This window comes from Ruegeria sp. BC8, assembly GCF_056535705.1.
This window is the reverse complement of sequence record NZ_JBQFIV010000002.1, coordinates 44,144-64,278: the sequence shown is the minus strand read 5'-3', so window position 1 is coordinate 64,278 and position 20,135 is coordinate 44,144. Positions and strand designations below refer to the sequence as shown.

The 20,135-nt window shown below is 56.5% G+C and carries 17 protein-coding genes; 7 read left to right on the top strand and 10 right to left on the bottom strand.

All coding sequences use genetic code 11. From position 1 onward, the window contains the following. Positions 1–154 precede the first annotated feature (154 nt). Entirely contained in the window at positions 155–1,255 is a 1,101-nt protein-coding gene (locus ACR3EK_RS17575; protein ID WP_480634091.1) for a glycosyltransferase family 4 protein, read from the top strand. 145 nt (positions 1,256–1,400) lie between these two features. Here the strand turns inward: ACR3EK_RS17575 and ACR3EK_RS17570 are convergent, their stop codons facing one another. From ACR3EK_RS17570 to ACR3EK_RS17560, 3 genes are all read right to left on the bottom strand, one after another. Beyond that, on the bottom strand, positions 1,401–2,084 hold the full coding sequence (locus tag ACR3EK_RS17570; RefSeq protein ID WP_480634086.1) for an HAD family hydrolase: 684 nt from the start codon (positions 2,082–2,084) through the stop codon (positions 1,401–1,403). Beyond that, the gene (locus ACR3EK_RS17565) at positions 2,081–3,067 is read right to left on the bottom strand and encodes an ATP-grasp domain-containing protein (RefSeq protein WP_480634090.1); all 987 of its coding nucleotides are present in this window, start codon (positions 3,065–3,067) and stop codon (positions 2,081–2,083) included. Before ACR3EK_RS17565 ends, ACR3EK_RS17570 begins: the two co-directional genes overlap by 4 nt. Positions 3,068–3,345: 278 nt before the next feature. Then, positions 3,346–4,476 carry a nitroreductase family protein gene (locus tag ACR3EK_RS17560; RefSeq protein ID WP_170442374.1) on the bottom strand — a complete coding sequence of 377 codons (1,131 nt, stop codon included), beginning with the start codon at positions 4,474–4,476 and terminating at the stop codon, positions 3,346–3,348. Positions 4,477–5,517: 1,041 nt separating this feature from the next. Between ACR3EK_RS17560 and ACR3EK_RS17555 the strand changes: the two genes are divergently transcribed. The 5 genes from ACR3EK_RS17555 (at position 5,518) to ACR3EK_RS17535 (ending at position 10,113) form a co-directional block, all read left to right on the top strand. Continuing rightward, positions 5,518–6,474, top strand: coding sequence for a methionyl-tRNA formyltransferase (locus ACR3EK_RS17555; RefSeq protein WP_480634089.1), 957 nt, complete (start codon positions 5,518–5,520; stop codon positions 6,472–6,474). A gap of 568 nt (positions 6,475–7,042) precedes the next feature. Beyond that, positions 7,043–8,173 carry a nitroreductase family protein gene (locus ACR3EK_RS17550; protein WP_170442374.1) on the top strand — a complete coding sequence of 377 codons (1,131 nt, stop codon included), beginning with the start codon at positions 7,043–7,045 and terminating at the stop codon, positions 8,171–8,173. A 275-nt stretch (positions 8,174–8,448) separates the two neighbouring features. Then, complete coding sequence (locus ACR3EK_RS17545; RefSeq protein WP_480634088.1) at positions 8,449–9,075, top strand: ATP-grasp domain-containing protein; 627 nt, start codon at positions 8,449–8,451, stop codon at positions 9,073–9,075. A gap of 10 nt (positions 9,076–9,085) precedes the next feature. Further along, on the top strand, positions 9,086–9,433 hold the full coding sequence (locus ACR3EK_RS17540; protein ID WP_480634087.1) for an ATP-grasp domain-containing protein: 348 nt from the start codon (positions 9,086–9,088) through the stop codon (positions 9,431–9,433). Next, positions 9,430–10,113: an HAD family hydrolase gene (locus ACR3EK_RS17535; protein ID WP_480634086.1), complete on the top strand. Its 684-nt coding sequence runs from the start codon at positions 9,430–9,432 to the stop codon at positions 10,111–10,113. The genes ACR3EK_RS17540 and ACR3EK_RS17535 overlap by 4 nt, the downstream gene beginning before the upstream one ends. 145 nt (positions 10,114–10,258) lie before the next feature. Here ACR3EK_RS17535 and ACR3EK_RS17530 read toward each other — a convergent pair whose 3' ends face one another. The 3 genes from ACR3EK_RS17530 to ACR3EK_RS17520 all read right to left on the bottom strand — a co-directional run bounded on the left by ACR3EK_RS17530 (position 10,259) and on the right by ACR3EK_RS17520 (position 14,147). Continuing rightward, a complete protein-coding gene (locus ACR3EK_RS17530) occupies positions 10,259–11,356 on the bottom strand; it encodes a glycosyltransferase family 4 protein (protein ID WP_480634085.1) in 1,098 nt (365 codons plus the stop codon). A gap of 335 nt (positions 11,357–11,691) precedes the next feature. Next, positions 11,692–12,894: a glycosyltransferase family 4 protein gene (locus ACR3EK_RS17525; RefSeq protein WP_480634084.1), complete on the bottom strand. Its 1,203-nt coding sequence runs from the start codon at positions 12,892–12,894 to the stop codon at positions 11,692–11,694. 35 nt (positions 12,895–12,929) lie between these two features. Next, entirely contained in the window at positions 12,930–14,147 is a 1,218-nt protein-coding gene (locus tag ACR3EK_RS17520) for a polysaccharide biosynthesis/export family protein (protein WP_480634083.1), read from the bottom strand. A 136-nt stretch (positions 14,148–14,283) separates the two neighbouring features. Here ACR3EK_RS17520 and ACR3EK_RS17515 point away from each other — a divergent pair, with 136 nt between their 5' ends. Then, the gene (locus ACR3EK_RS17515; RefSeq protein WP_480634082.1) at positions 14,284–15,180 is read left to right on the top strand and encodes a sulfotransferase; all 897 of its coding nucleotides are present in this window, start codon (positions 14,284–14,286) and stop codon (positions 15,178–15,180) included. Here ACR3EK_RS17515 and ACR3EK_RS17510 read toward each other — a convergent pair. From ACR3EK_RS17510 to ACR3EK_RS17495, 4 genes are read right to left on the bottom strand one after another with little or no spacing between them, the layout of a single operon-like run. Then, on the bottom strand, positions 15,162–16,406 hold the full coding sequence (locus tag ACR3EK_RS17510) for an O-antigen ligase family protein (protein WP_480634081.1): 1,245 nt from the start codon (positions 16,404–16,406) through the stop codon (positions 15,162–15,164). The two genes, ACR3EK_RS17515 and ACR3EK_RS17510, sit on opposite strands and share 19 nt — an antisense overlap. Next, positions 16,403–17,734, bottom strand: a complete 1,332-nt coding sequence (locus ACR3EK_RS17505) for a lipopolysaccharide biosynthesis protein (protein ID WP_170442393.1) — start codon at positions 17,732–17,734, stop codon at positions 16,403–16,405. Before ACR3EK_RS17505 ends, ACR3EK_RS17510 begins: the two co-directional genes overlap by 4 nt. Positions 17,735–17,745: 11 nt before the next feature. Continuing rightward, on the bottom strand, positions 17,746–18,963 hold the full coding sequence (locus ACR3EK_RS17500) for a glycosyltransferase family 4 protein (RefSeq protein ID WP_170442398.1): 1,218 nt from the start codon (positions 18,961–18,963) through the stop codon (positions 17,746–17,748). Next, positions 18,921–20,102 carry a glycosyltransferase gene (locus ACR3EK_RS17495; protein ID WP_480634080.1) on the bottom strand — a complete coding sequence of 394 codons (1,182 nt, stop codon included), beginning with the start codon at positions 20,100–20,102 and terminating at the stop codon, positions 18,921–18,923. Before ACR3EK_RS17495 ends, ACR3EK_RS17500 begins: the two co-directional genes overlap by 43 nt. Positions 20,103–20,135 lie beyond the last annotated feature (33 nt).

Sequence of the window (20,135 nt, the reverse complement as noted above, 5' to 3'; positions counted from 1 at the left end):
CGGAGCGCGTGAGGCTGGATCACCATCGGGATGCAAGCGGATTGCACCGTCCAGCAGTATGTACCAGCGACCATTGTGTTGACAGAAACCCGAGCGCAGACGAATGGAACAGGCCTCCAGCCGCGAACCTCGGCGATTTTGTCGTGGCTGCTGAATGATGGGGAAGCGTCTAGCAATTCTGCTCACGGGGCTCGGTGCCGGAGGGGCCGAACGGGTAGTGATGTTGCTTGCAAATCACTGGGTGGCACAAGGTCACGAGGTTCACATAATCAGCTTTGATGCGCCCGATGCCCCTGTCTACTTTGACGTGCCGCCGACTGTCGCGCTTCACCGCCTCGACCTTTCCCATCCTGGGCTGGGGCCGCTGCGAGTCCTCCGCCGGCTCATGGCTCTCCGACGGGTTCTCGTGAAAATTGAGCCAGATACGTTGATTTCATTTCTGACCAAGAACAATGTCCTGGCTTTGCTTTCGACGTGGGGGCGCTCGATACACACAGTCGTTTGCGAGCGCAACAACCCTATGCGCCAAGAGGCAAATAGCCTCTGGGGCAGGCTGCTGGCCCGCCTCTATCCTTTGGCAGACGCCATCGTGATGCAGACACGGGCAAGCCTCGTTTGTTTGCCGAAAGGTGTCGAAAGTGCCGCCTTTGTCATTCCCAATCCTATCGAGACGCCAACTGCACTCCCGCCCGAAGAGAGCGAGCCCAAAATCCTTGTGGCCGTAGGCCGCCTGGTGTCGCAGAAAGGGTTTGACCTATTGATCGATGCCTTTGCCCTAATTCAGGATGAATTCTCCGACTGGCAGCTCAAGATTTTTGGTGATGGACCACTGCGTGACAGCCTAGCATCCAGAATTTCCGCATGTGGCGGCAGCGAGCGTATCTTCCTTGCTGGCCAGACCGATACGCCTGGTGCATGGATCAGGGAAGGTCATGCTTTTGTGCTCTCGTCGCGCTTTGAGGGATTTCCCAACGTTCTTGGCGAGGCCATGGCGGCAGGGATGCCCGTAGTGAGTTTCGACTGCCCTTTCGGACCGGCCGAGATGGTAACCGACGGTGTAGACGGCCTGCTCGTTCCCGACGGTGATGTTGAGGAGTTGGCAAACGCGCTGCGCCGTTTGCTGTCCAACCGGGACTTCCGCGCAAAACTGGCAAATGAAGCGCGAAAGAGTAGCACCAGATTCACAGTGCCACGCGTCGCCGCTCAATGGGATGCGCTTCTTAACACCCTTGGAGAAACGAAGCGGGACCGGTGATCTGTTATTCAACAGGAAGCCGCCAAGCACCCCATACTCAAAGCCATGAAGCGCGACGATATCCACAAGTTCATGGGCAGAAAGCCGTGACGTATCATTGGTTTTTGGTGCCAGACAATCTCACGAAGCTCGTGACGGAGGCGGCCTAGCGTGCCGTCGGGATAGCTCTCCCAAGCTTTTCCAACGTTGCTTCCAATTCATCCAGGCTCTCTATCTGGGCATGGGGCGCGTATGCCTTATCAGGCGGTGGTGCCGTATGGACGCGGCCTTCGCGGCAAATCTGGATCGCGTGCCACCCTCGCGCTCGCGGTGTGACGAAATCCTTAAGTGCGTTGTCAGCAACATAAACAAGAGGAGCCCCACCAGCCGCCGCCTCCATTTCCAGAAATGCCCGTGGATGCGGTTTCGAGAATTCAGGCCCCCACGCAGCGGTTGGCCGCAACACCTTAAATTGCGGGGCAATCCCAAGCGCCGAAACCTTGGCCCGTTGCATCCGCTCAGGGCCATCGGTGATCAGCCCTAGGTCTGTGCACGGAGAAAGCCGGTCAAGACATCGCCTTGCATCGTCGCAAAGTGCAATCTGCGGGGTATGGTTGCGATACCTTGTAACAAGATCATCGATCATCCCGTCATCCTTAGGCAGGCCAAGCGCTGCCAGCGCCTCGTCGAAAATCCGTTGACGCCAACCCGCAAGAAACGCGGCCCGGCACCAAGCACCAAAGCCAACACATCCCGTTGTTTCTTCAATGTAACTATCGAGAGATGCATAGCCGGAGAACGCAAAATCCCGCTCGAGATACAGCGTGTCGTCCAAATCGAATACGATCAAGATAGCCCCCGGAAAACGGCGGCGTCATAACGCAGCATTTCAACCCCGTCGGTCCAGTTGTCATGCGCAGCTGAAGTACCGATCGTGACTTCTTCCAAGAGCCAGCGGGCAAAGGTTGCCCCTGCTGCATCGGCAAGTGGATAGCCGCCGCCGAACCGAGCATTGATTTCAAGGACCTTTGGACCATGCTCGGGATCGTCGATCACCTGAAAACATGATACACCGCGCAGACCAGGAAGGGCGGCAGAAATGCCCTCTGCAATCGCCTTCAGGTCAGCACGCCGTTCAGTGCGACCCTTCTCGACTTCCCCGGCGCGTATCGACAACCGGATATGCGGGATCACTGTTCTGAGTTCACCACGGGAGTCGACAAACATGTTGATTGTGTATTCCGGTCCTCCGAGACAATCCTGCGCGATCATGGGTTCATCAGTATGATCTGGTAAATCCCCAGGATGGTTGATCACAGCCAACCCACGACTTGCGCTGCCTCCCGACGGCTTGAGAAAAACCGGCCAGGACAGGAGGTCCGGCTTGGCGCGCAAAGCCTCCAATGCGTGCGTGCAGGGCACTGGGACACCCGCGGCACTCAGCACCTCGGCGGTTCGGGCCTTATCGCGGACCACCGAGATTGTTTCGGGGTCTGAGACATGAACCCGAGCGCCGATTTGAGCAAAGTCCTCGGCCGCCTCGGCCAGCGGCGCCAGCTCCGGGTCGATTGTCGGAACGACCAGTCTTGCACCTGTCTCAGCCGCAATTGCCAAAACAACATCAACATACGAAGGATCATCGCATCGTGGTACCGCGTATGCTCCGTCGGCTCGCGCACAGGCCGCCGAAAGATCAGGTGCAAGATCGCAGGCAAACACACGCGAGTCGATCCCGAGCCCACGTGCGGCAGTCCGAAAGCACTCCAACAACTCAACCCGTCGTCCTGCCGATGTGAGCAACACGCCGACTTGATCCTTGACTGTTTCTTTCATCGAAACCTCATGCGTGCTCCCCCTTAGGAGGACCGTATACTGTCATACCTCGAAATTGCAGCGATACTGGAACGTGGCCACAATATTTCACGGGAACTTAAACCGTTACCATTGGTATCGCCCCGTGCGACCCTTAGGCCAATGGATGTGGCAGCAAGGCAGACCTCTGCCTCCATAAAGGAGTCGCTAAGGTCACCCAAACGCACTTTCATGAACCAAAGAGCGCATGCCTGACCCGCACTGACCGCCAAGGTCGAACGCGGGCCGAATGCCGCAACCTACGATCGATTGATGGGCGGATTGTACTCGCGCATAACCTCAAGCGGCCGTTTCTGCGAATAGGCGACCATAGCCTCGGGATCCGGGTAACCCACCGCCATGAAGAACACCGGCCGTTCGTACCCCTTCAGACCCAGAACTTCCTGCGCGCGCTTTTCATGGGCCTCAATATCCGGCCAATTGCAGATGCAAGAGCTCAATCCGAGGGTTTCCAGCGCGTATGAGAAAGACATCGCAGCAAGGGAGCCATCAATGTAAATCACGTGCCGGTCCTTTTCGCTGTAGAACGCATCAAGCGACCCCAGAACGACCACCATCACGGGTATATTGTGCTTCCACCCAATGGTTCCCCCGGGCAACGATGCGACCTGTTCGACAGTTTCAGGATCATCAAACACGAGAAAGCGGAAAGGTTGCCGGTTACAGGCACTGGGCGACAAACCGGCCACCGTAAACGCCTTGTCCAGCAATTCACGCGGTACTGGCTTTTGCTCGAACCACCGCACCGATCGACGCTTAAGAGCCAATTGCTCCAGCTGCTCGTACGAGACCGGATGATCATCAAGAAGACGCTTGTAAGGGATCCGTTTCGCCTCGGCGCTGTTGCCGGCCGGTGCCGGGCATTTCTCAAATACCTCACGCGCATGATCAAGGACCGGGTCAGCAGCCACAGCACCAAAATAAGCACGCAAAACGTCGTGAGCCCAAAGCAGAGACTCGGCCGTACTTTCGTCAGCGTGCGAAGGTTCGGAAACGATCTTGCGGTAAACGTTAACCGTTTCGAGAATGTAGTCCTTGGCAAACACCGGACGCCGAGGCCGCATCAACAGACCTTTCTCCAGACGGTGCACATTCCGGCGCATCAAAAAGACGTTGGCATCATCCTCTTGAAGTTCCGCATGATATTTTGCGAGCCCAAGCAGAACCGCTCGTTCCTCGCGCCTAAATTGCCGTGACAACAAGGAATAATACGCCGTGGCAAGGGGTTTGGCGGACGAGGCAAATTTCAGACCGCTTGTCTGAACCGACGTGGCCAATCGGGCCGCTCCGGACTCCTTCAAAAGAAGACGGGCATTGCGCAGCCGGTCGACTTGGCTTTCCGGCAAAAAATTCTTCACCAACGTTTTCATCTCAAATCGATCTCCGTAAACAAATCTTGTTCAGCCCTCATACACGCACCACGCGCGCACAATGCCTGCTCATATTGCTCTTTGTTTCCCATTCGGATTCGTTCTGCCTCGAATCATAGGATCCGTCGGCGACAGAACAGGTCGGTGCAAACGGCCCTCACGGACCATTCCAGTATCGGCACAGGTCAGTCCATATCGCGAAAGAGAAAGGTCCAGGCCAATGGCCGACACCGGACCACCTTCAGAAAATAAACCGTTTCGAACCGGACTTAGGCGTCCCGACACAGCCTTCCCCTCTCCACGAGCGCGAAACGCGATCATTTCGCAGGGCAAAACCTGTCCAAGACTGGGAACTGCAACACCGTTCATCACCACAACCACCCGAGCTCGCCATACGCGACCACCTCGGCAACACTAAAAACCTCAAGAAGCTTCCAGCAAAAAAAACCAAAACGCAACTTGTATCGATGGCAAATCAACGCCACGGAAAATCCAAAACAACAACTAGAGGAGCTCAGCACTCACCATCCCGGCTGGTTTGTACAATCAAACCCAAAGTACCCTGATACTCGCCCGCGGATTGTCCTGCGCTTTCAGGAATTAGAGCGACAAAGGCACAGGCTAGATGTCTCGCGACTAAAATAGATCAGACGCGTCGCCAACCAGAGTCCGGAATTAAATCTCACCCTTTAAGACCAACTTTGCCTCGGTCCTTGTTGCCTTTCACGCCTTAGTTGGTGTCAGCGGACAGCGGTTTACAGGGGTTCCGTTACATGGCAGGTTAACCCGAGTAAATTCATACAGTTAAATCGAAAAGGCGACGTTTTGGTTGCTGGCAGTGCTTTTTGTAACTTGCGAACGCGGGTCAAGAACTTTCAGGAGTATGGAGTGTTTAGTTCAACGCGCGAGCCGCACGGGTACCGCCCCGAAAGCTTGGCGTCAGAGGTGATAGCTAGGATCAACAAAGCAGTGCGCTGACGACTTCCCATTTTTCATCGGACAGAGCGCCTGCTCGGTCGCGGTTTGGTTAGTCCCGGCACCATGTCAGAACATCAGGAGGCCATCACTTTGAGAACAGTCTTTATCGGTGCGGTTGAGGGTTCGGCAAAGGCGCTGAATGCCCTATGTGCGGCGGGCCATGTGCCAGATCTGGTCATTACACTCCCGCTCGACTTGTCGCATCGGCATTCCGATTTTTTTGACCTCGAGCCTATCTGCACTGAGTATGAGGTGCCCCTGCATCGAACGCCAAAGTCCGAAGCACCTGAAACTCTGGCCCTCATCTCCAGCATCGATCCTGACCTCGTGCTTGTGATCGGGTGGTCGCAACTCTGCAGCCCAGCCCTTCTGGGTATTCCACGGATAGGCTGCCTAGGTTTCCATCCTTCGGCTCTACCCCGTCTTCGCGGGCGTGGCGTAATTCCATGGACGATCCTTTTGGGCGAGAGGGAAACGGGTGCGACATTGTTCTGGCTGGGCGACGGTGCAGATACCGGGCCAATTGCAGATCAACGCCTGATCAAAATTGATCCAAACCAAGAAACAGCTGCAAGCCTGTATGCAAAACAGATAAGCGCACTGGCCGAGATGTTGCCGCCGTTGGTTACGCGAATTGCTGAAGGCGAGATCCCTTCGGAACCCCAGGACGAAAGCAAAGCCAGTGTCTGCGCACGGCGGCGCCCTGAGGATGGGTATATCGATTGGTCAAAGCCCGCAGCGGAGATAGAGCGATTGATCCGCGCTGCAGGCCCGCCTTATCCAGGAGCTTTTACTTACACCGCGGACGGAACACGTCTGACCCTGAACTTGGCTGCCCCGCACCCACAAGACGGTTACTTCATTGGGCTGCCAGGGCAGGTCCAAGCTGTCAACGGGTCCAGATTCACTGTTGCATGTGGGGATTTCCGCTGCATCGATATCACCGACTGGGCGGGTGCCGATGCGCCACCTAGGCTGCATACTATTCTCGGAGGACAGAAGCAAAAAGCTTCGACATAGCCAACTGCTTGCAATGGCTGGTCGCAATCCCACCCGGCTGAAGTCTTCTTGGGGCCGGAGCACCGTGGCATTTTGGATTTTCCGTGGCGTTGATTTGCCATCGATACAAGTTGCGTTTTGGTTTTTTTTGCTGGAAGCTTCTTGAGGTTTTTAGTGTTGCCGAGGTGGTCGCGTATGGCGAGCTCGGGTGGTTGTGGTGATGAACGGTGTTGCAGTTCCCAGTCTTGGACAGGTTTTGCCCTGCGAAATGATCGCGTTTCGCGCTCGTGGAGAGGGGAAGGCTGTGTCGGGACGCCTAAGTCCGGTTCGAAACGGTTTATTTTCTGAAGGTGGTCCGGTGTCGGCCATTGGCCTGGACCTTTCTCTTTCGCGATATGGACTGACCTGTGCCGATACTGGAATGGTCCGTGAGGGCCGTTTGCACCGACCTGTTCTGTCGCCGACGGATCCTATGATTCGAGGCAGAACGAATCCGAATGGGAAACAAAGAGCAATATGAGCAGGCATTGTGCGCGCGTGGTGCGTGTATGAGGGCTGAACAAGATTTGTTTACGGAGATCGATTTGAGATGAAAACGTTGGTGAAGAATTTTTTGCCGGAAAGCCAAGTCGACCGGCTGCGCAATGCCCGTCTTCTTTTGAAGGAGTCCGGAGCGGCCCGATTGGCCACGTCGGTTCAGACAAGCGGTCTGAAATTTGCCTCGTCCGCCAAACCCCTTGCCACGGCGTATTATTCCTTGTTGTCACGGCAATTTAGGCGCGAGGAACGAGCGGTTCTGCTTGGGCTCGCAAAATATCATGCGGAACTTCAAGAGGATGATGCCAACGTCTTTTTGATGCGCCGGAATGTGCACCGTCTGGAGAAAGGTCTGTTGATGCGGCCTCGGCGTCCGGTGTTTGCCAAGGACTACATTCTCGAAACGGTTAACGTTTACCGCAAGATCGTTTCCGAACCTTCGCACGCTGACGAAAGTACGGCCGAGTCTCTGCTTTGGGCTCACGACGTTTTGCGTGCTTATTTTGGTGCTGTGGCTGCTGACCCGGTCCTTGATCATGCGCGTGAGGTATTTGAGAAATGCCCGGCACCGGCCGGCAACAGCGCCGAGGCGAAACGGATCCCTTACAAGCGTCTTCTTGATGATCATCCGGTCTCGTACGAGCAGCTGGAGCAATTGGCTCTTAAGCGTCGATCGGTGCGGTGGTTCGAGCAAAAGCCAGTACCGCGTGAATTGCTGGACAAGGCGTTTACGGTGGCCGGTTTGTCGCCCAGTGCCTGTAACCGGCAACCTTTCCGCTTTCTCGTGTTTGATGATCCTGAAACTGTCGAACAGGTCGCATCGTTGCCCGGGGGAACCATTGGGTGGAAGCACAATATACCCGTGATGGTGGTCGTTCTGGGGTCGCTTGATGCGTTCTACAGCGAAAAGGACCGGCACGTGATTTACATTGATGGCTCCCTTGCTGCGATGTCTTTCTCATACGCGCTGGAAACCCTCGGATTGAGCTCTTGCATCTGCAATTGGCCGGATATTGAGGCCCATGAAAAGCGCGCGCAGGAAGTTCTGGGTCTGAAGGGGTACGAACGGCCGGTGTTCTTCATGGCGGTGGGTTACCCGGATCCCGAGGCTATGGTCGCCTATTCGCAGAAACGGCCGCTTGAGGTTATGCGCGAGTACAATCCGCCCATCAATCGATCGTAGGTTGCGGCATTCGGCCCGCGTTCGACCTTGGCGGTCAGTGCGGGTCAGGCATGCGCTCTTTGGTTCATGAAAGTGCGTTTGGGTGACCTTAGCGACCTTTATGGAGGCAGAGGTCTGCCTTGCTGCCACATCCATTGGCCTAAGGGTCGCACGGGGCGATACCAATGGTAACGGTTTAAGTTCCCGTGAAATATTGTGGCCACGTTCCAGTATCGCTGCAATTTCGAGGTATGACAGTATACGGTCCTCCTAAGGGGAGCACGCATGAGGTTTCGATGAAAGAAACAGTCAAGGATCAAGTCGGCGTGTTGCTCACATCGGCAGGACGACGGGTTGAGTTGTTGGAGTGCTTTCGGACTGCCGCACGTGGGCTCGGGATCGACTCGCGTGTGTTTGCCTGCGATCTTGCACCTGATCTTTCGGCGGCCTGTGCGCGAGCCGACGGAGCATACGCGGTACCACGATGCGATGATCCTTCGTATGTTGATGTTGTTTTGGCAATTGCGGCTGAGACAGGTGCAAGACTGGTCGTTCCGACAATCGACCCGGAGCTGGCGCCGCTGGCCGAGGCGGCCGAGGACTTTGCTCAAATCGGCGCTCGGGTTCATGTCTCAGACCCCGAAACAATCTCGGTGGTCCGCGATAAGGCCCGAACCGCCGAGGTGCTGAGTGCCGCGGGTGTCCCAGTGCCCTGCACGCACGCATTGGAGGCTTTGCGCGCCAAGCCGGACCTCCTGTCCTGGCCGGTTTTTCTCAAGCCGTCGGGAGGCAGCGCAAGTCGTGGGTTGGCTGTGATCAACCATCCTGGGGATTTACCAGATCATACTGATGAACCCATGATCGCGCAGGATTGTCTCGGAGGACCGGAATACACAATCAACATGTTTGTCGACCCGTGGTGAACTCAGAACAGTGATCCCGCATATCCGGTTGTCGATACGCGCCGGGGAAGTCGAGAAGGGTCGCACTGAACGGCGTGCTGACCTGAAGGCGATTGCAGAGGGCATTTCTGCCGCCCTTCCTGGTCTGCGCGGTGTATCATGTTTTCAGGTGATCGACGATCCCGAGCATGGTCCAAAGGTCCTTGAAATCAATGCTCGGTTCGGCGGCGGCTATCCACTTGCCGATGCAGCAGGGGCAACCTTTGCCCGCTGGCTCTTGGAAGAAGTCACGATCGGTACTTCAGCTGCGCATGACAACTGGACCGACGGGGTTGAAATGCTGCGTTATGACGCCGCCGTTTTCCGGGGGCTATCTTGATCGTATTCGATTTGGACGACACGCTGTATCTCGAGCGGGATTTTGCGTTCTCCGGCTATGCATCTCTCGATAGTTACATTGAAGAAACAACGGGATGTGTTGGCTTTGGTGCTTGGTGCCGGGCCGCGTTTCTTGCGGGTTGGCGTCAACGGATTTTCGACGAGGCGCTGGCAGCGCTTGGCCTGCCTAAGGATGACGGGATGATCGATGATCTTGTTACAAGGTATCGCAACCATACCCCGCAGATTGCACTTTGCGACGATGCAAGGCGATGTCTTGACCGGCTTTCTCCGTGCACAGACCTAGGGCTGATCACCGATGGCCCTGAGCGGATGCAACGGGCCAAGGTTTCGGCGCTTGGGATTGCCCCGCAATTTAAGGTGTTGCGGCCAACCGCTGCGTGGGGGCCTGAATTCTCGAAACCGCATCCACGGGCATTTCTGGAAATGGAGGCGGCGGCTGGTGGGGCTCCTCTTGTTTATGTTGCTGACAACGCACTTAAGGATTTCGTCACACCGCGAGCGCGAGGGTGGCACGCGATCCAGATTTGCCGCGAAGGCCGCGTCCATACGGCACCACCGCCTGATAAGGCATACGCGCCCCATGCCCAGATAGAGAGCCTGGATGAATTGGAAGCAACGTTGGAAAAGCTTGGGAGAGCTATCCCGACGGCACGCTAGGCCGCCTCCGTCACGAGCTTCGTGAGATTGTCTGGCACCAAAAACCAATGATACGTCACGGCTTTCTGCCCATGAACTTGTGGATATCGTCGCGCTTCATGGCTTTGAGTATGGGGTGCTTGGCGGCTTCCTGTTGAATAACAGATCACCGGTCCCGCTTCGTTTCTCCAAGGGTGTTAAGAAGCGCATCCCATTGAGCGGCGACGCGTGGCACTGTGAATCTGGTGCTACTCTTTCGCGCTTCATTTGCCAGTTTTGCGCGGAAGTCCCGGTTGGACAGCAAACGGCGCAGCGCGTTTGCCAACTCCTCAACATCACCGTCGGGAACGAGCAGGCCGTCTACACCGTCGGTTACCATCTCGGCCGGTCCGAAAGGGCAGTCGAAACTCACTACGGGCATCCCTGCCGCCATGGCCTCGCCAAGAACGTTGGGAAATCCCTCAAAGCGCGACGAGAGCACAAAAGCATGACCTTCCCTGATCCATGCACCAGGCGTATCGGTCTGGCCAGCAAGGAAGATACGCTCGCTGCCGCCACATGCGGAAATTCTGGATGCTAGGCTGTCACGCAGTGGTCCATCACCAAAAATCTTGAGCTGCCAGTCGGAGAATTCATCCTGAATTAGGGCAAAGGCATCGATCAATAGGTCAAACCCTTTCTGCGACACCAGGCGGCCTACGGCCACAAGGATTTTGGGCTCGCTCTCTTCGGGCGGGAGTGCAGTTGGCGTCTCGATAGGATTGGGAATGACAAAGGCGGCACTTTCGACACCTTTCGGCAAACAAACGAGGCTTGCCCGTGTCTGCATCACGATGGCGTCTGCCAAAGGATAGAGGCGGGCCAGCAGCCTGCCCCAGAGGCTATTTGCCTCTTGGCGCATAGGGTTGTTGCGCTCGCAAACGACTGTGTGTATCGAGCGCCCCCACGTCGAAAGCAAAGCCAGGACATTGTTCTTGGTCAGAAATGAAATCAACGTATCTGGCTCAATTTTCACGAGAACCCGTCGGAGAGCCATGAGCCGGCGGAGGACTCGCAGCGGCCCCAGCCCAGGATGGGAAAGGTCGAGGCGGTGAAGCGCGACAGTCGGCGGCACGTCAAAGTAGACAGGGGCATCGGGCGCATCAAAGCTGATTATGTGAACCTCGTGACCTTGTGCCACCCAGTGATTTGCAAGCAACATCACTACCCGTTCGGCCCCTCCGGCACCGAGCCCCGTGAGCAGAATTGCTAGACGCTTCCCCATCATTCAGCAGCCACGACAAAATCGCCGAGGTTCGCGGCTGGAGGCCTGTTCCATTCGTCTGCGCTCGGGTTTCTGTCAACACAATGGTCGCTGGTACATACTGCTGGACGGTGCAATCCGCTTGCATCCCGATGGTGATCCAGCCTCACGCGCTCCGTTGTGATTTCACCAAAAACAGGAGGGCTCTCAAATACGTCGGCGCTCGGCGGCCACAGTTCACCAGAGTCTTTGCCGGGAAGGCACATCTCAACAAATGCCCGCAACTGTAACATGGTCGGGGCTGTTATGTGATAAGCGATATGTTCCGGCATGAGCGTCATGCATTCCGTGTAGGTTCAGGTGACAGCAGGAAATCGTATTCGGCTTGCTGGCGCGAGGTCGTCATATATTTGGCTGAGCTGTTCAATGTGGCGTTCTGTGCCGTAGCGACTGATGAGGTTCGCGCGGGCTTCCGCGACAATGGCTGCGCGGTTTTCCGGGTCGCTTTCAAGATGCATGATTGCATCTGCAATGGCTCTTGGGTCCCCTACCGGCACAAGCCGGCCTGTCTTGCCGTCCTGAATGGCTTCGATGTTGCCGCCGTGCCGGGTGGCAATCACCGGAACGCCCAAATGCATCGCTTCGATCAATGTTCGACCAAAAGGTTCGTTTAGAGCCGTCACAACTGTGGCATCCATTGCCGCCATCGGTCCGTTGATCGGTCGTCTGAAACCCATCAGGTGAATATTTTTGCCGATCCCGAGACGCTCGGCCAATGCCAGAGCTTCGCGGTCCAGCGGCGCGTGGGGCAAAATCGCCTCACCAAAAAATAGACCATGAACCTCGCGGCCAGGCAGAGCCTTTATCGTTTCTGCCACTGCTTCCACGAAAGCAATTGGTTGCTTGCGCGGGACCAGAGATCCGAAAAAGCCCAGGAGCAACGCGTTCTCTCCTGCTTTGATTTCTTTAAGCAGCGCGGCACGGGCCGCCACACGGTCAGGCTGTTCTTCGAATTCAAACGGGCTGTAGACGACATGGGTGCGGCGTCTGACTGGCAAGAGAGGGTGTGCCGGGCGCGCAAAATTTGAGACGGTCACGATCCGGTTTGCAAGAAAGGGTGCAATTGTGTTGACCCCAAAGCCTTTCGGATCCTCGCGATGATGCCAGAGCAAGCGGCACCCGGCGAGGCGTGCTGGGGCAGCCCAATTAACATGCATCCGCCCGTCGTTTGTGTGGACGATGTCATAGGCTCCCTCCTTGAGAAAGCGGCGCAACGTGGGCAACGTTCGGGTAAGATAGGTTCCTACCGATATAGACCTTTCGGTCTTGCTGTGCGACGGGGCAATGATCGCAACATCCGCCAGTGTCCGGTATTCAAGGCCCTGCGAATGGATATAGTCTCCCAGTGGTCCCGGACCTGACCCATCGAGGTCGTGTAACAAAACAGTTGGCTTGAAACGGTTTCGGTCCAGCCCAGTCACCAGCTTGAGGGCTGAGATATGGCTGCCGCCGATAGTTTTGCCCCCTACAAACGGGAGCAGAATGCGCAAACGGCTCAAGGAAACGACCTCACGAAATACTCTTGGGGGAACATTCAGTTGCCTGCGGAAGGTGGCAAGACCTCGACGGTGATTTCAAGTGTGTCGCGCGGTGCCAGACGTGTCGTGGGGTCGGCTTGGATACGTTCAAACGCGCCGTTTACCTCTCGTGAGATAACGTAGACGACTTTGACTGCCTCGTCTGACTCGACACCAGCGGTGCCCCGCACAGTCGCTTCGGCATAGAGTTTTTTGGCGGTCTCCAATTCCGCCCGACGATTGGTCAGGTCGTTTCTAACATCTCGCAGTGCAGCGAGACGGCTGAGGCGCGCCTCGTCGAAGAGCGTGATCTCATCGCGGCGCGCCAAGTTGAGCTGCTGTTGGGCATTTAGCCGTGCGACTTCCAAAGCACTCAATTGGACTTCCATACCGGCCAAGTCAGAAAGAACCGCCGTTTCTCGCGTGCGCGCGGCGAGACCGCGATCTTTCAGTTCGCCCATCACTTCGGCTTCTTCACGGGCAAGTGCGACTTGTTGCTGGCGCAGTTCAAGCTGGGCGTCAAGACGGAGCACTTGCTCGGCCACAACTTCCTGCAGTTCCTGGATATTGGCTTCTCGAGTGTCGAAAGACCTTTGTCGGGCGATGAAAAGCTCTCGCTCAATCCCATCAATACCTTCGCCGTTGACAGTTGGAGTACCGTCTGCCGCCCGTATCTCGATTGCAGCAACCTCTGCCACCAACCGCGCCTCCTCGGCTTCGAGGGCGGCGATCTCGTTCGTCAGTATGCGCATTTGGCCGCTCAGGCGGATCAGCTCTCTTTCGGTGTTTTCTTCAGTACCATCACTCGAGCCAACTCCTCCCGACTGCGCCACCGCTTGCTGAACAGTCATCCCAAGACGAAATGGATAAGCCCCCGGGTTTGTGACAAACCCACCAACATAGATCGGAGGGTGTCCTGCGATCTCGATTGCAACTTCCGGCGGCGACGTCAAACCAATCCGGCGCTGAATCTGAAGCGAAATCGCCGTGGACAGGTCGTCTGCCGTCTTGCCGCTGGCCATAATGGTTCCGGCCAGTGGTATCTGTATCTCACCGCTGGATGAAATGCGGTATTCGCCGCTGACCCCGTCCCAAAAACTGAAGTTCTGGGTGGAGTGGTCCCAACGTCCCGCCCGCACCAGCAAAGTATCCCCCGAAACAAAAGAATAAGGTTCTGCCATCGCAGAAGCGGGCATGAAAAAAATCAAAGCGAGGATCATCAGACGAAACAGCATAACCACCCTGCTACTATTTTACTATCAAACCAAACAAAAAGGTTATAATTGAAGAGGCTATCCCAAAAAGGGGTCTGCGTCGACCGCGAAACAGGGTTAATTTACAGACACCGTTTGCCGTCCGCTGGAGACCTTCATGCAATCTAGGATTATCTACATCGCCGGCTACGGACGCAGTGGATCGACTATGCTCGATATGATGCTGGGTATGCATCCCGAGATATTCGGGTCCGGCGAGATTTCAGCCATGTGTCGCCATGTTTGGCACGAGAACGAGTTTTGCGCCTGCGGCAGCCGGCTTAGGGATTGTGATGTGTGGGCACCGGTTATGGCTCGATGGACCGAAGCCTGTGATCCGAACGACCATCTTTCACTGCAGCGCCTTTTCGAGCCGCTTTATGCGCCTGCGCGTACGATCGGCGGCCGAAGGCTCAACGCATTTCTTGCCCAATCACGTGCGCTGTTTTCCGCAATTCGCGCCGAGACCGGGCGGCCGGTTGTTCTGGACTCGTCCAAGGCGCCGGGGCGTGCGCTTGCCTTGAGCCGGGACCCGGACGTCGATCTGCGCGTGATCCATTTGGTGCGCGACGCCCGCGCGGTGGCGCATGCAATGGGCCGCGCAATTCCTCTCGATGTCGCGAAAGGCGTTCAGAAAAAGATTGTGCCGCGTTCTGCCCTTCGAACTGCGCTGAGATGGCGGATGTATAACAGCGTCGCAGAGAAGTTGCGCACCCGCCTTCCAGCGGAACACTCGGTGCGTGTTCGATATGAAGACCTTATGCGCGACCCGCTGACCGAGATGATGCGAATTGCTACAGCGATCGGAGTAGATCTATCGGCAATCGCAGAACCGATCGCCGAGGGTGCAAAAGTCGTGCCTGCGCACCAGATGGCGGGCAGCCGGTTGCGGATGAAAGGCCCTGTTGCGCTGCGATATGACGACGCCTGGGAAGTCGAAATGTCGAACGCGGCGAGAAAACAGGCGGAAATGGCTGCCGGGGCTTTGCTCCGGCGCTACCGGTACATCGAATAGGCAACGCGTGGCAGGCTGAGACTCATCGCCAGTGCCAGGGGAACATGCCAGAACCGGGCATAAAAATGGGCGAAAGCGTTCAGCAAAAGAGCGAACAAAATAACTGTGACCAGTGTCAAAGCGCCCAACATGCGGCTTTCGGGGGACCTGTACGCAACTATCCCCAAGGCCAAAGCTGAAAGGAAAAAACCGGAGAGGCCAAGTAGCGACAAGACCCCGCCTTCCGACAGAACCAGCAAATAGGTATTGTGCACCGGAGCGCCGTAGGAACTGAACGTCCGGTACTGGTCGGCGCCAAGACCGAGCCACACGGTTTCATTTGAAAGCTGAAACGCCTCCTGCATCAGTGCGAAACGGTCCATAAAGGTTCCCGCCTGCTCGATATCTACCGATGACAAGGCACCGAATACACGCCTCTGAAAAACCTCGGGCAGGAACAAATCGCCAAACTGCAGGACGGTCGCGGAAAAAATCGCCGCAAGGAGTGCAGCCGCGACGATGGTTCGAACGCCTCCCGCAAGCAAAAGTATCATGCCTGTCCCCAAAGTTGCCGCGCCAAACCCGGTATTTGATCCGGTAAGCATCAGCCCGTAGACCAAAATAGCCATAATGGCCACAAAATGCACGAGACCGAATATTCCCACTATCCGCAGATAGACGCTAAACGTGATCGCGATTGCCGCCATGGCGCCCGCTGCGTTTTCACGCTCCAGAAGCGAGCGGAGACGCCCGCTGCCCGAAACCAGCATTGGATTGGCGTCGGGCACAAAAACAATCAAGTAGATACCAAACAACATGATTGCTGAGACGGAGTAGATCAGAACTCGCATCAGCAGAAATGTCTCTTCCAGACGTCGGCACGAAATGATTATGGGAATGAGAACCAGCGAGTAGAAATATTGAACAAAGGCAATGAGCCCGTCGACTGGATCGCCCTGCACGATCGAACCGAGCAGCAACCCTCCGAGAAACAGCATGAGCGAGAAGAGCCAGAGCGATGTTGCCGGCCCAAAAAATCGCAACGGCACGCTGCGGTTCAGCAGCATAACTATCACCGTCAGAAAGCCAAAAAAATCACTGGCTGTAAAATAGGCCATTTCAAGACGGAAATAGTTCATCGGTGACAGCGCGACCGTAGCGCCCGCCAGATACAGTTCCAGCCGTCTGGCCTGCGTCTGCCGGTCGGGGGCATGACTGTTGGCGGGTATCAAATCTGTGACGGTCACACCGCGGACTTTTCTGGCAAGGGGCGCATCTCCAGATGCCACAAGCATCCCAAGAACCATACAGCGCTGAACAGCACTTGGCACAACATCGCACCGACCCCACCCCAAAGACTGACTGCAGGCACAAAGGCGACAGCAAAGAGGGCGGTACTGAGGATTGTGACATGCAACAGCTCTCGGTCCCGACCCATGCTCAGCAGCGCGGCATTGAACGCCAATCCGGTCACATTCAACACAATTGCCCCCCCCAGAACCCAGATCATTGGAATCGCGCCGGTGAAATCCTCACCAAAAAATGCATCCACAAGGCTTGGCACGGCAAAGGCCAACGGGATCGCAACCGCCGAACTGGAAACAAAGATCATAAGGGTAACATAGCGGACCATCCTGCGGAAACGCGAGCGTTCACCTTGTATCCAGAGCTTCGCCAGTTCGGGAAACAGCACCTGCGTCAATGTCCGGGCCAGACGCAACACGGCTCGCCCTGATCGCTTTGCGACCTGATACTGACCGACGATAGCGGGGCTGACCATAACACCGAGCGCCAGCACATCGAAGCGCTGGGTTGCGTTGCGAAGGATTTGGTAGATGTTCGAATTCCAAAGGAAACGAAAGATACGGGTGTTCTCCGTACATGCCGTGCGTGCCGAGGCCCTCCAAACGCCATCATATCCGCGCCGCAAAAGCTCCCGTATTGCCAAGGCAAAGGCCACAATACCATCGGCCAAGCTGTGTAGCAGCAGCATGACTATGAAAGCCCATATCCCCAAGTCGAACGCCAATGCCACTGCCGCAATCGCAAGCCGCATGACGGCCAAGCAGCATTCCGAGACGGCAAGCAATCCGAACCGATCGAATAGCCGTAACAGCGCAACCCCAGTGGGACGGAACGAGACAAATAGAGCAAGTGCAACAACCAGGATATAGTCGAAACCGTCGGGGCCGAGCCCAAACACAGGCGCAGCCAGCCACCCTACGGAGATTGCGATGAGGCCTGCCAGCACGCCGCCAGCAAGGTCGATGAGTATGGATAGTTTGATCAAACGCTCAAATCGGCCCTTGTCGTCCTTTTCCAAGGCCTCGGAGCCGTATTTTATCAGCACCTGCGTCGGCTGAAGGCGAAAGAGCATGTCGATCGTTCGCACATAAGCTTCGACGAGGGCCAGAATTCCAAGACCGGCTGGACCAAGCGCACGGGCCGTCAGCACCAGCGTCACGATTCCAATAAGTGAAACCGCCGTGGTTCCGGATACCAAATACCCGACGTTTCTTAGAATCCGGGGTACGAGTTCGTCGAAATGGATAAGGCGCCGGAAAGCATTCGACATGGAGCCCTCACTCAAGCCGCCCGTGTCGAGGACGGATGGCGGGCAGCGCCAAGATTCATTTCAGTCAACAGGTGAGAATTGACTTTGTGAATATCAAATACCGCCTCCGCGCGGGCGCGCGCCTCTTTCCCCATCTGCAGTGCAAGATCTGTGTCATCAAGAAACTTTCTCATCACATCCGCCAAGGCATTGGCGTCGCGAGGAGCAACCAGAAAACCAGACACACCGTCCTCCACGGTATCTCCGCAACCCGGTAGCGTAGTGGTAATAACCGGGCGCCCTGTTGCCATCGCCTCGAGTATCGAGCGAGGGATGCCCTCTCGATAGTAGGACGGCAGCACAAAGACCGATGCATCTGACAGATAGGGGCGGACGTCATCCGTCTCACCCAAGTATGTCACGATGCCGTCTTCAGTCCATTTCTCGATTTCATCCGGTTTTATGCCTTTGGGGTTGGGATCGAGCGGGCCAAGAATTCGAAACTCCGCGTCCGGATATTCAGGCTTGAGGCGTTTTGCAGCGGCAACGAATTCGCGAACACCCTTGTCAGCAAGAAGGCGTGCAATGACAAGAAACTTCGGAGCACCTTCGGGGAATGCCCTGTGTGCAAAACGCTCAAGGTTGACGCCCGTGCCTGCAACCCGGATGAGTTTGGAATTGTCATCCAGCATGGCAAACCGGCGTATGTCGTCCTCATCCGCGCCGTTATAGACAAAAGCGCGCCCCACACCGCGCAATCCGGCGCGATAGAGCCGCACGGAAACGTCCCGCAGTATACGCCGTTTGCCACGTGGATCCGGATCGGCAAAGACATAGCCGAGGCCGGTCATCAGGGCATGGCGTTCCGGCACCCCTGCGAGTCGCGCAGCGATACCGCCATAGATGACAGGCTTCATGGTGTAAGAGATCACGACGTCGGGGCGCAGACGCTGGAATGCACGTACCATACGCATCAAAAGCACAGCATCCGCCAGAGGATTGGTCCCCGTCCGCGCCATTGGCAACACCTCAAAGTCGCATCCAATATCGGCAAGCGTGTCGGCCACAGCGCGGTCGTTTTCGGGTGCGAAAGCGGTAACATGGTGCCCTTCGGCAATCAGGGCGCGGATCAGATCGAAACGGAACCGTGTCAGGCTTGGTGCGTAACTGCTGACCAGGGCGATCCGCTTTGGCGCTACCTTGCCCGTCATTTCGAAATTCCTGTTTTCGATGCCATGTTCAGGCTCCATGCGCCTCTCTGCCCTTGAGAGATCGCCTCATGATACCATTGATCATGGGCATCAATGTAGCGAGACATCGAAAAGTTTTGGCAAATCCGGTCTCGCGCAGCGGCTCCCATAGCCTGGCGGCCAGATGGGCCGAGGTCCACCATTTTGGCCAACGCATTGGCTTGGGCCTCGGTGTCTGAGGGGGGAATGACCGCACCCGTTTCACCGACGATCAAACCGGTATCACCCACATCTGTGACGACGGATGGCACACCACAAGCCATGGCTTCGCACACCGCAAGTGGAAAAGCCTCACCCCATGCGGATGGCAGAAGAAAAATATCAAACCCGCTGACAAGCTTTGCAATGTCGCTCCGTTCACTCAGCGTGCTGATGCGATCCGAGATTCCGAGCTCGTGAGAGGCGCGACGCGCGCTGCCCACGTCTTGTCCAGTCCCGATCAGAACACCCTGAACGTCGTAACCCAGCTCAAGCAATCGAGCGATGGCAGCGACCATCCGGGCCTGGTCTTTCATTGGGTGGTCGCGACCCACATTGCCGATGATGATCCGGCCGTCGGGAATACCTGCAATGACCCCCAGCCGCGCCCGTGCCTCAGCATCGGGGCGGAATTCGTCGGTGTCGATCGCATTTGGGATGACAATCGATCGATCGGAAGCAAAGCCTATCGCCTCGTGCTGTGCTGCTGAGACTTGCGCACAATACGATATTCCGGAAACGCCACCGGAAAGCGCTGCACCGCTACGTATGAAGAAACGGCTTGAACGGCGTTCATTGTGGATATCCTGCAGCGAGTGGTGGACAGCCCAAAGTACAGGTGGCGCGGCCGTGGACGCGATGGTTGCCAGACGTGCCGCAAGATTTCCGTGATACATCCACCCATGAATCAGGTCCGGTCGGGTGTGCCGGACATGCTGCCTGAGAGTCTTCAACGCCCTTACGGAATACCTGCCCTGTTGCAGCCCCAAGTCATGGATCGGTACACCAAGGGACGCGATTTCCTGGCCAATTGCGCCCTGAGGCATCAGCGACAAAACAGAGTGGTCATACGCGCGCTGCCCAAGGGCGCGGAGATACCTCAGAAGCATGATCTGGGCGCCCCCGAAACCGGTGCTCGTGATGCAATGGAGAACCTTCATGTCGCTTCCTTTGGACTGCTTGTATCGTTGGAA

Excerpts from the sequence above, each read along its gene's own strand:
- ACR3EK_RS17550 (WP_170442374.1), top strand. The coding sequence starts at position 7,043 with ATGAAAACGTTGGTGAAGAATTTTTTGCCGGAAAGCCAAGTCGACCGG.
- ACR3EK_RS17575 (WP_480634091.1), top strand. The coding sequence starts at position 155 with ATGATGGGGAAGCGTCTAGCAATTCTGCTCACGGGGCTCGGTGCCGGA.
- ACR3EK_RS17530 (WP_480634085.1), bottom strand. The coding sequence starts at position 11,356 with ATGGGGAAGCGTCTAGCAATTCTGCTCACGGGGCTCGGTGCCGGAGGG.
- ACR3EK_RS17565 (WP_480634090.1), bottom strand. The coding sequence starts at position 3,067 with ATGAAAGAAACAGTCAAGGATCAAGTCGGCGTGTTGCTCACATCGGCA.
- ACR3EK_RS17520 (WP_480634083.1), bottom strand. The coding sequence starts at position 14,147 with ATGCTGTTTCGTCTGATGATCCTCGCTTTGATTTTTTTCATGCCCGCT.
- ACR3EK_RS17545 (WP_480634088.1), top strand. The coding sequence starts at position 8,449 with ATGAAAGAAACAGTCAAGGATCAAGTCGGCGTGTTGCTCACATCGGCA.
- ACR3EK_RS17515 (WP_480634082.1), top strand. The coding sequence starts at position 14,284 with ATGCAATCTAGGATTATCTACATCGCCGGCTACGGACGCAGTGGATCG.
- ACR3EK_RS17495 (WP_480634080.1), bottom strand. The coding sequence starts at position 20,102 with ATGAAGGTTCTCCATTGCATCACGAGCACCGGTTTCGGGGGCGCCCAG.
- ACR3EK_RS17500 (WP_170442398.1), bottom strand. The coding sequence starts at position 18,963 with ATGGAGCCTGAACATGGCATCGAAAACAGGAATTTCGAAATGACGGGC.
- ACR3EK_RS17505 (WP_170442393.1), bottom strand. The coding sequence starts at position 17,734 with ATGTCGAATGCTTTCCGGCGCCTTATCCATTTCGACGAACTCGTACCC.
- ACR3EK_RS17555 (WP_480634089.1), top strand. The coding sequence starts at position 5,518 with ATGTCAGAACATCAGGAGGCCATCACTTTGAGAACAGTCTTTATCGGT.
- ACR3EK_RS17560 (WP_170442374.1), bottom strand. The coding sequence starts at position 4,476 with ATGAAAACGTTGGTGAAGAATTTTTTGCCGGAAAGCCAAGTCGACCGG.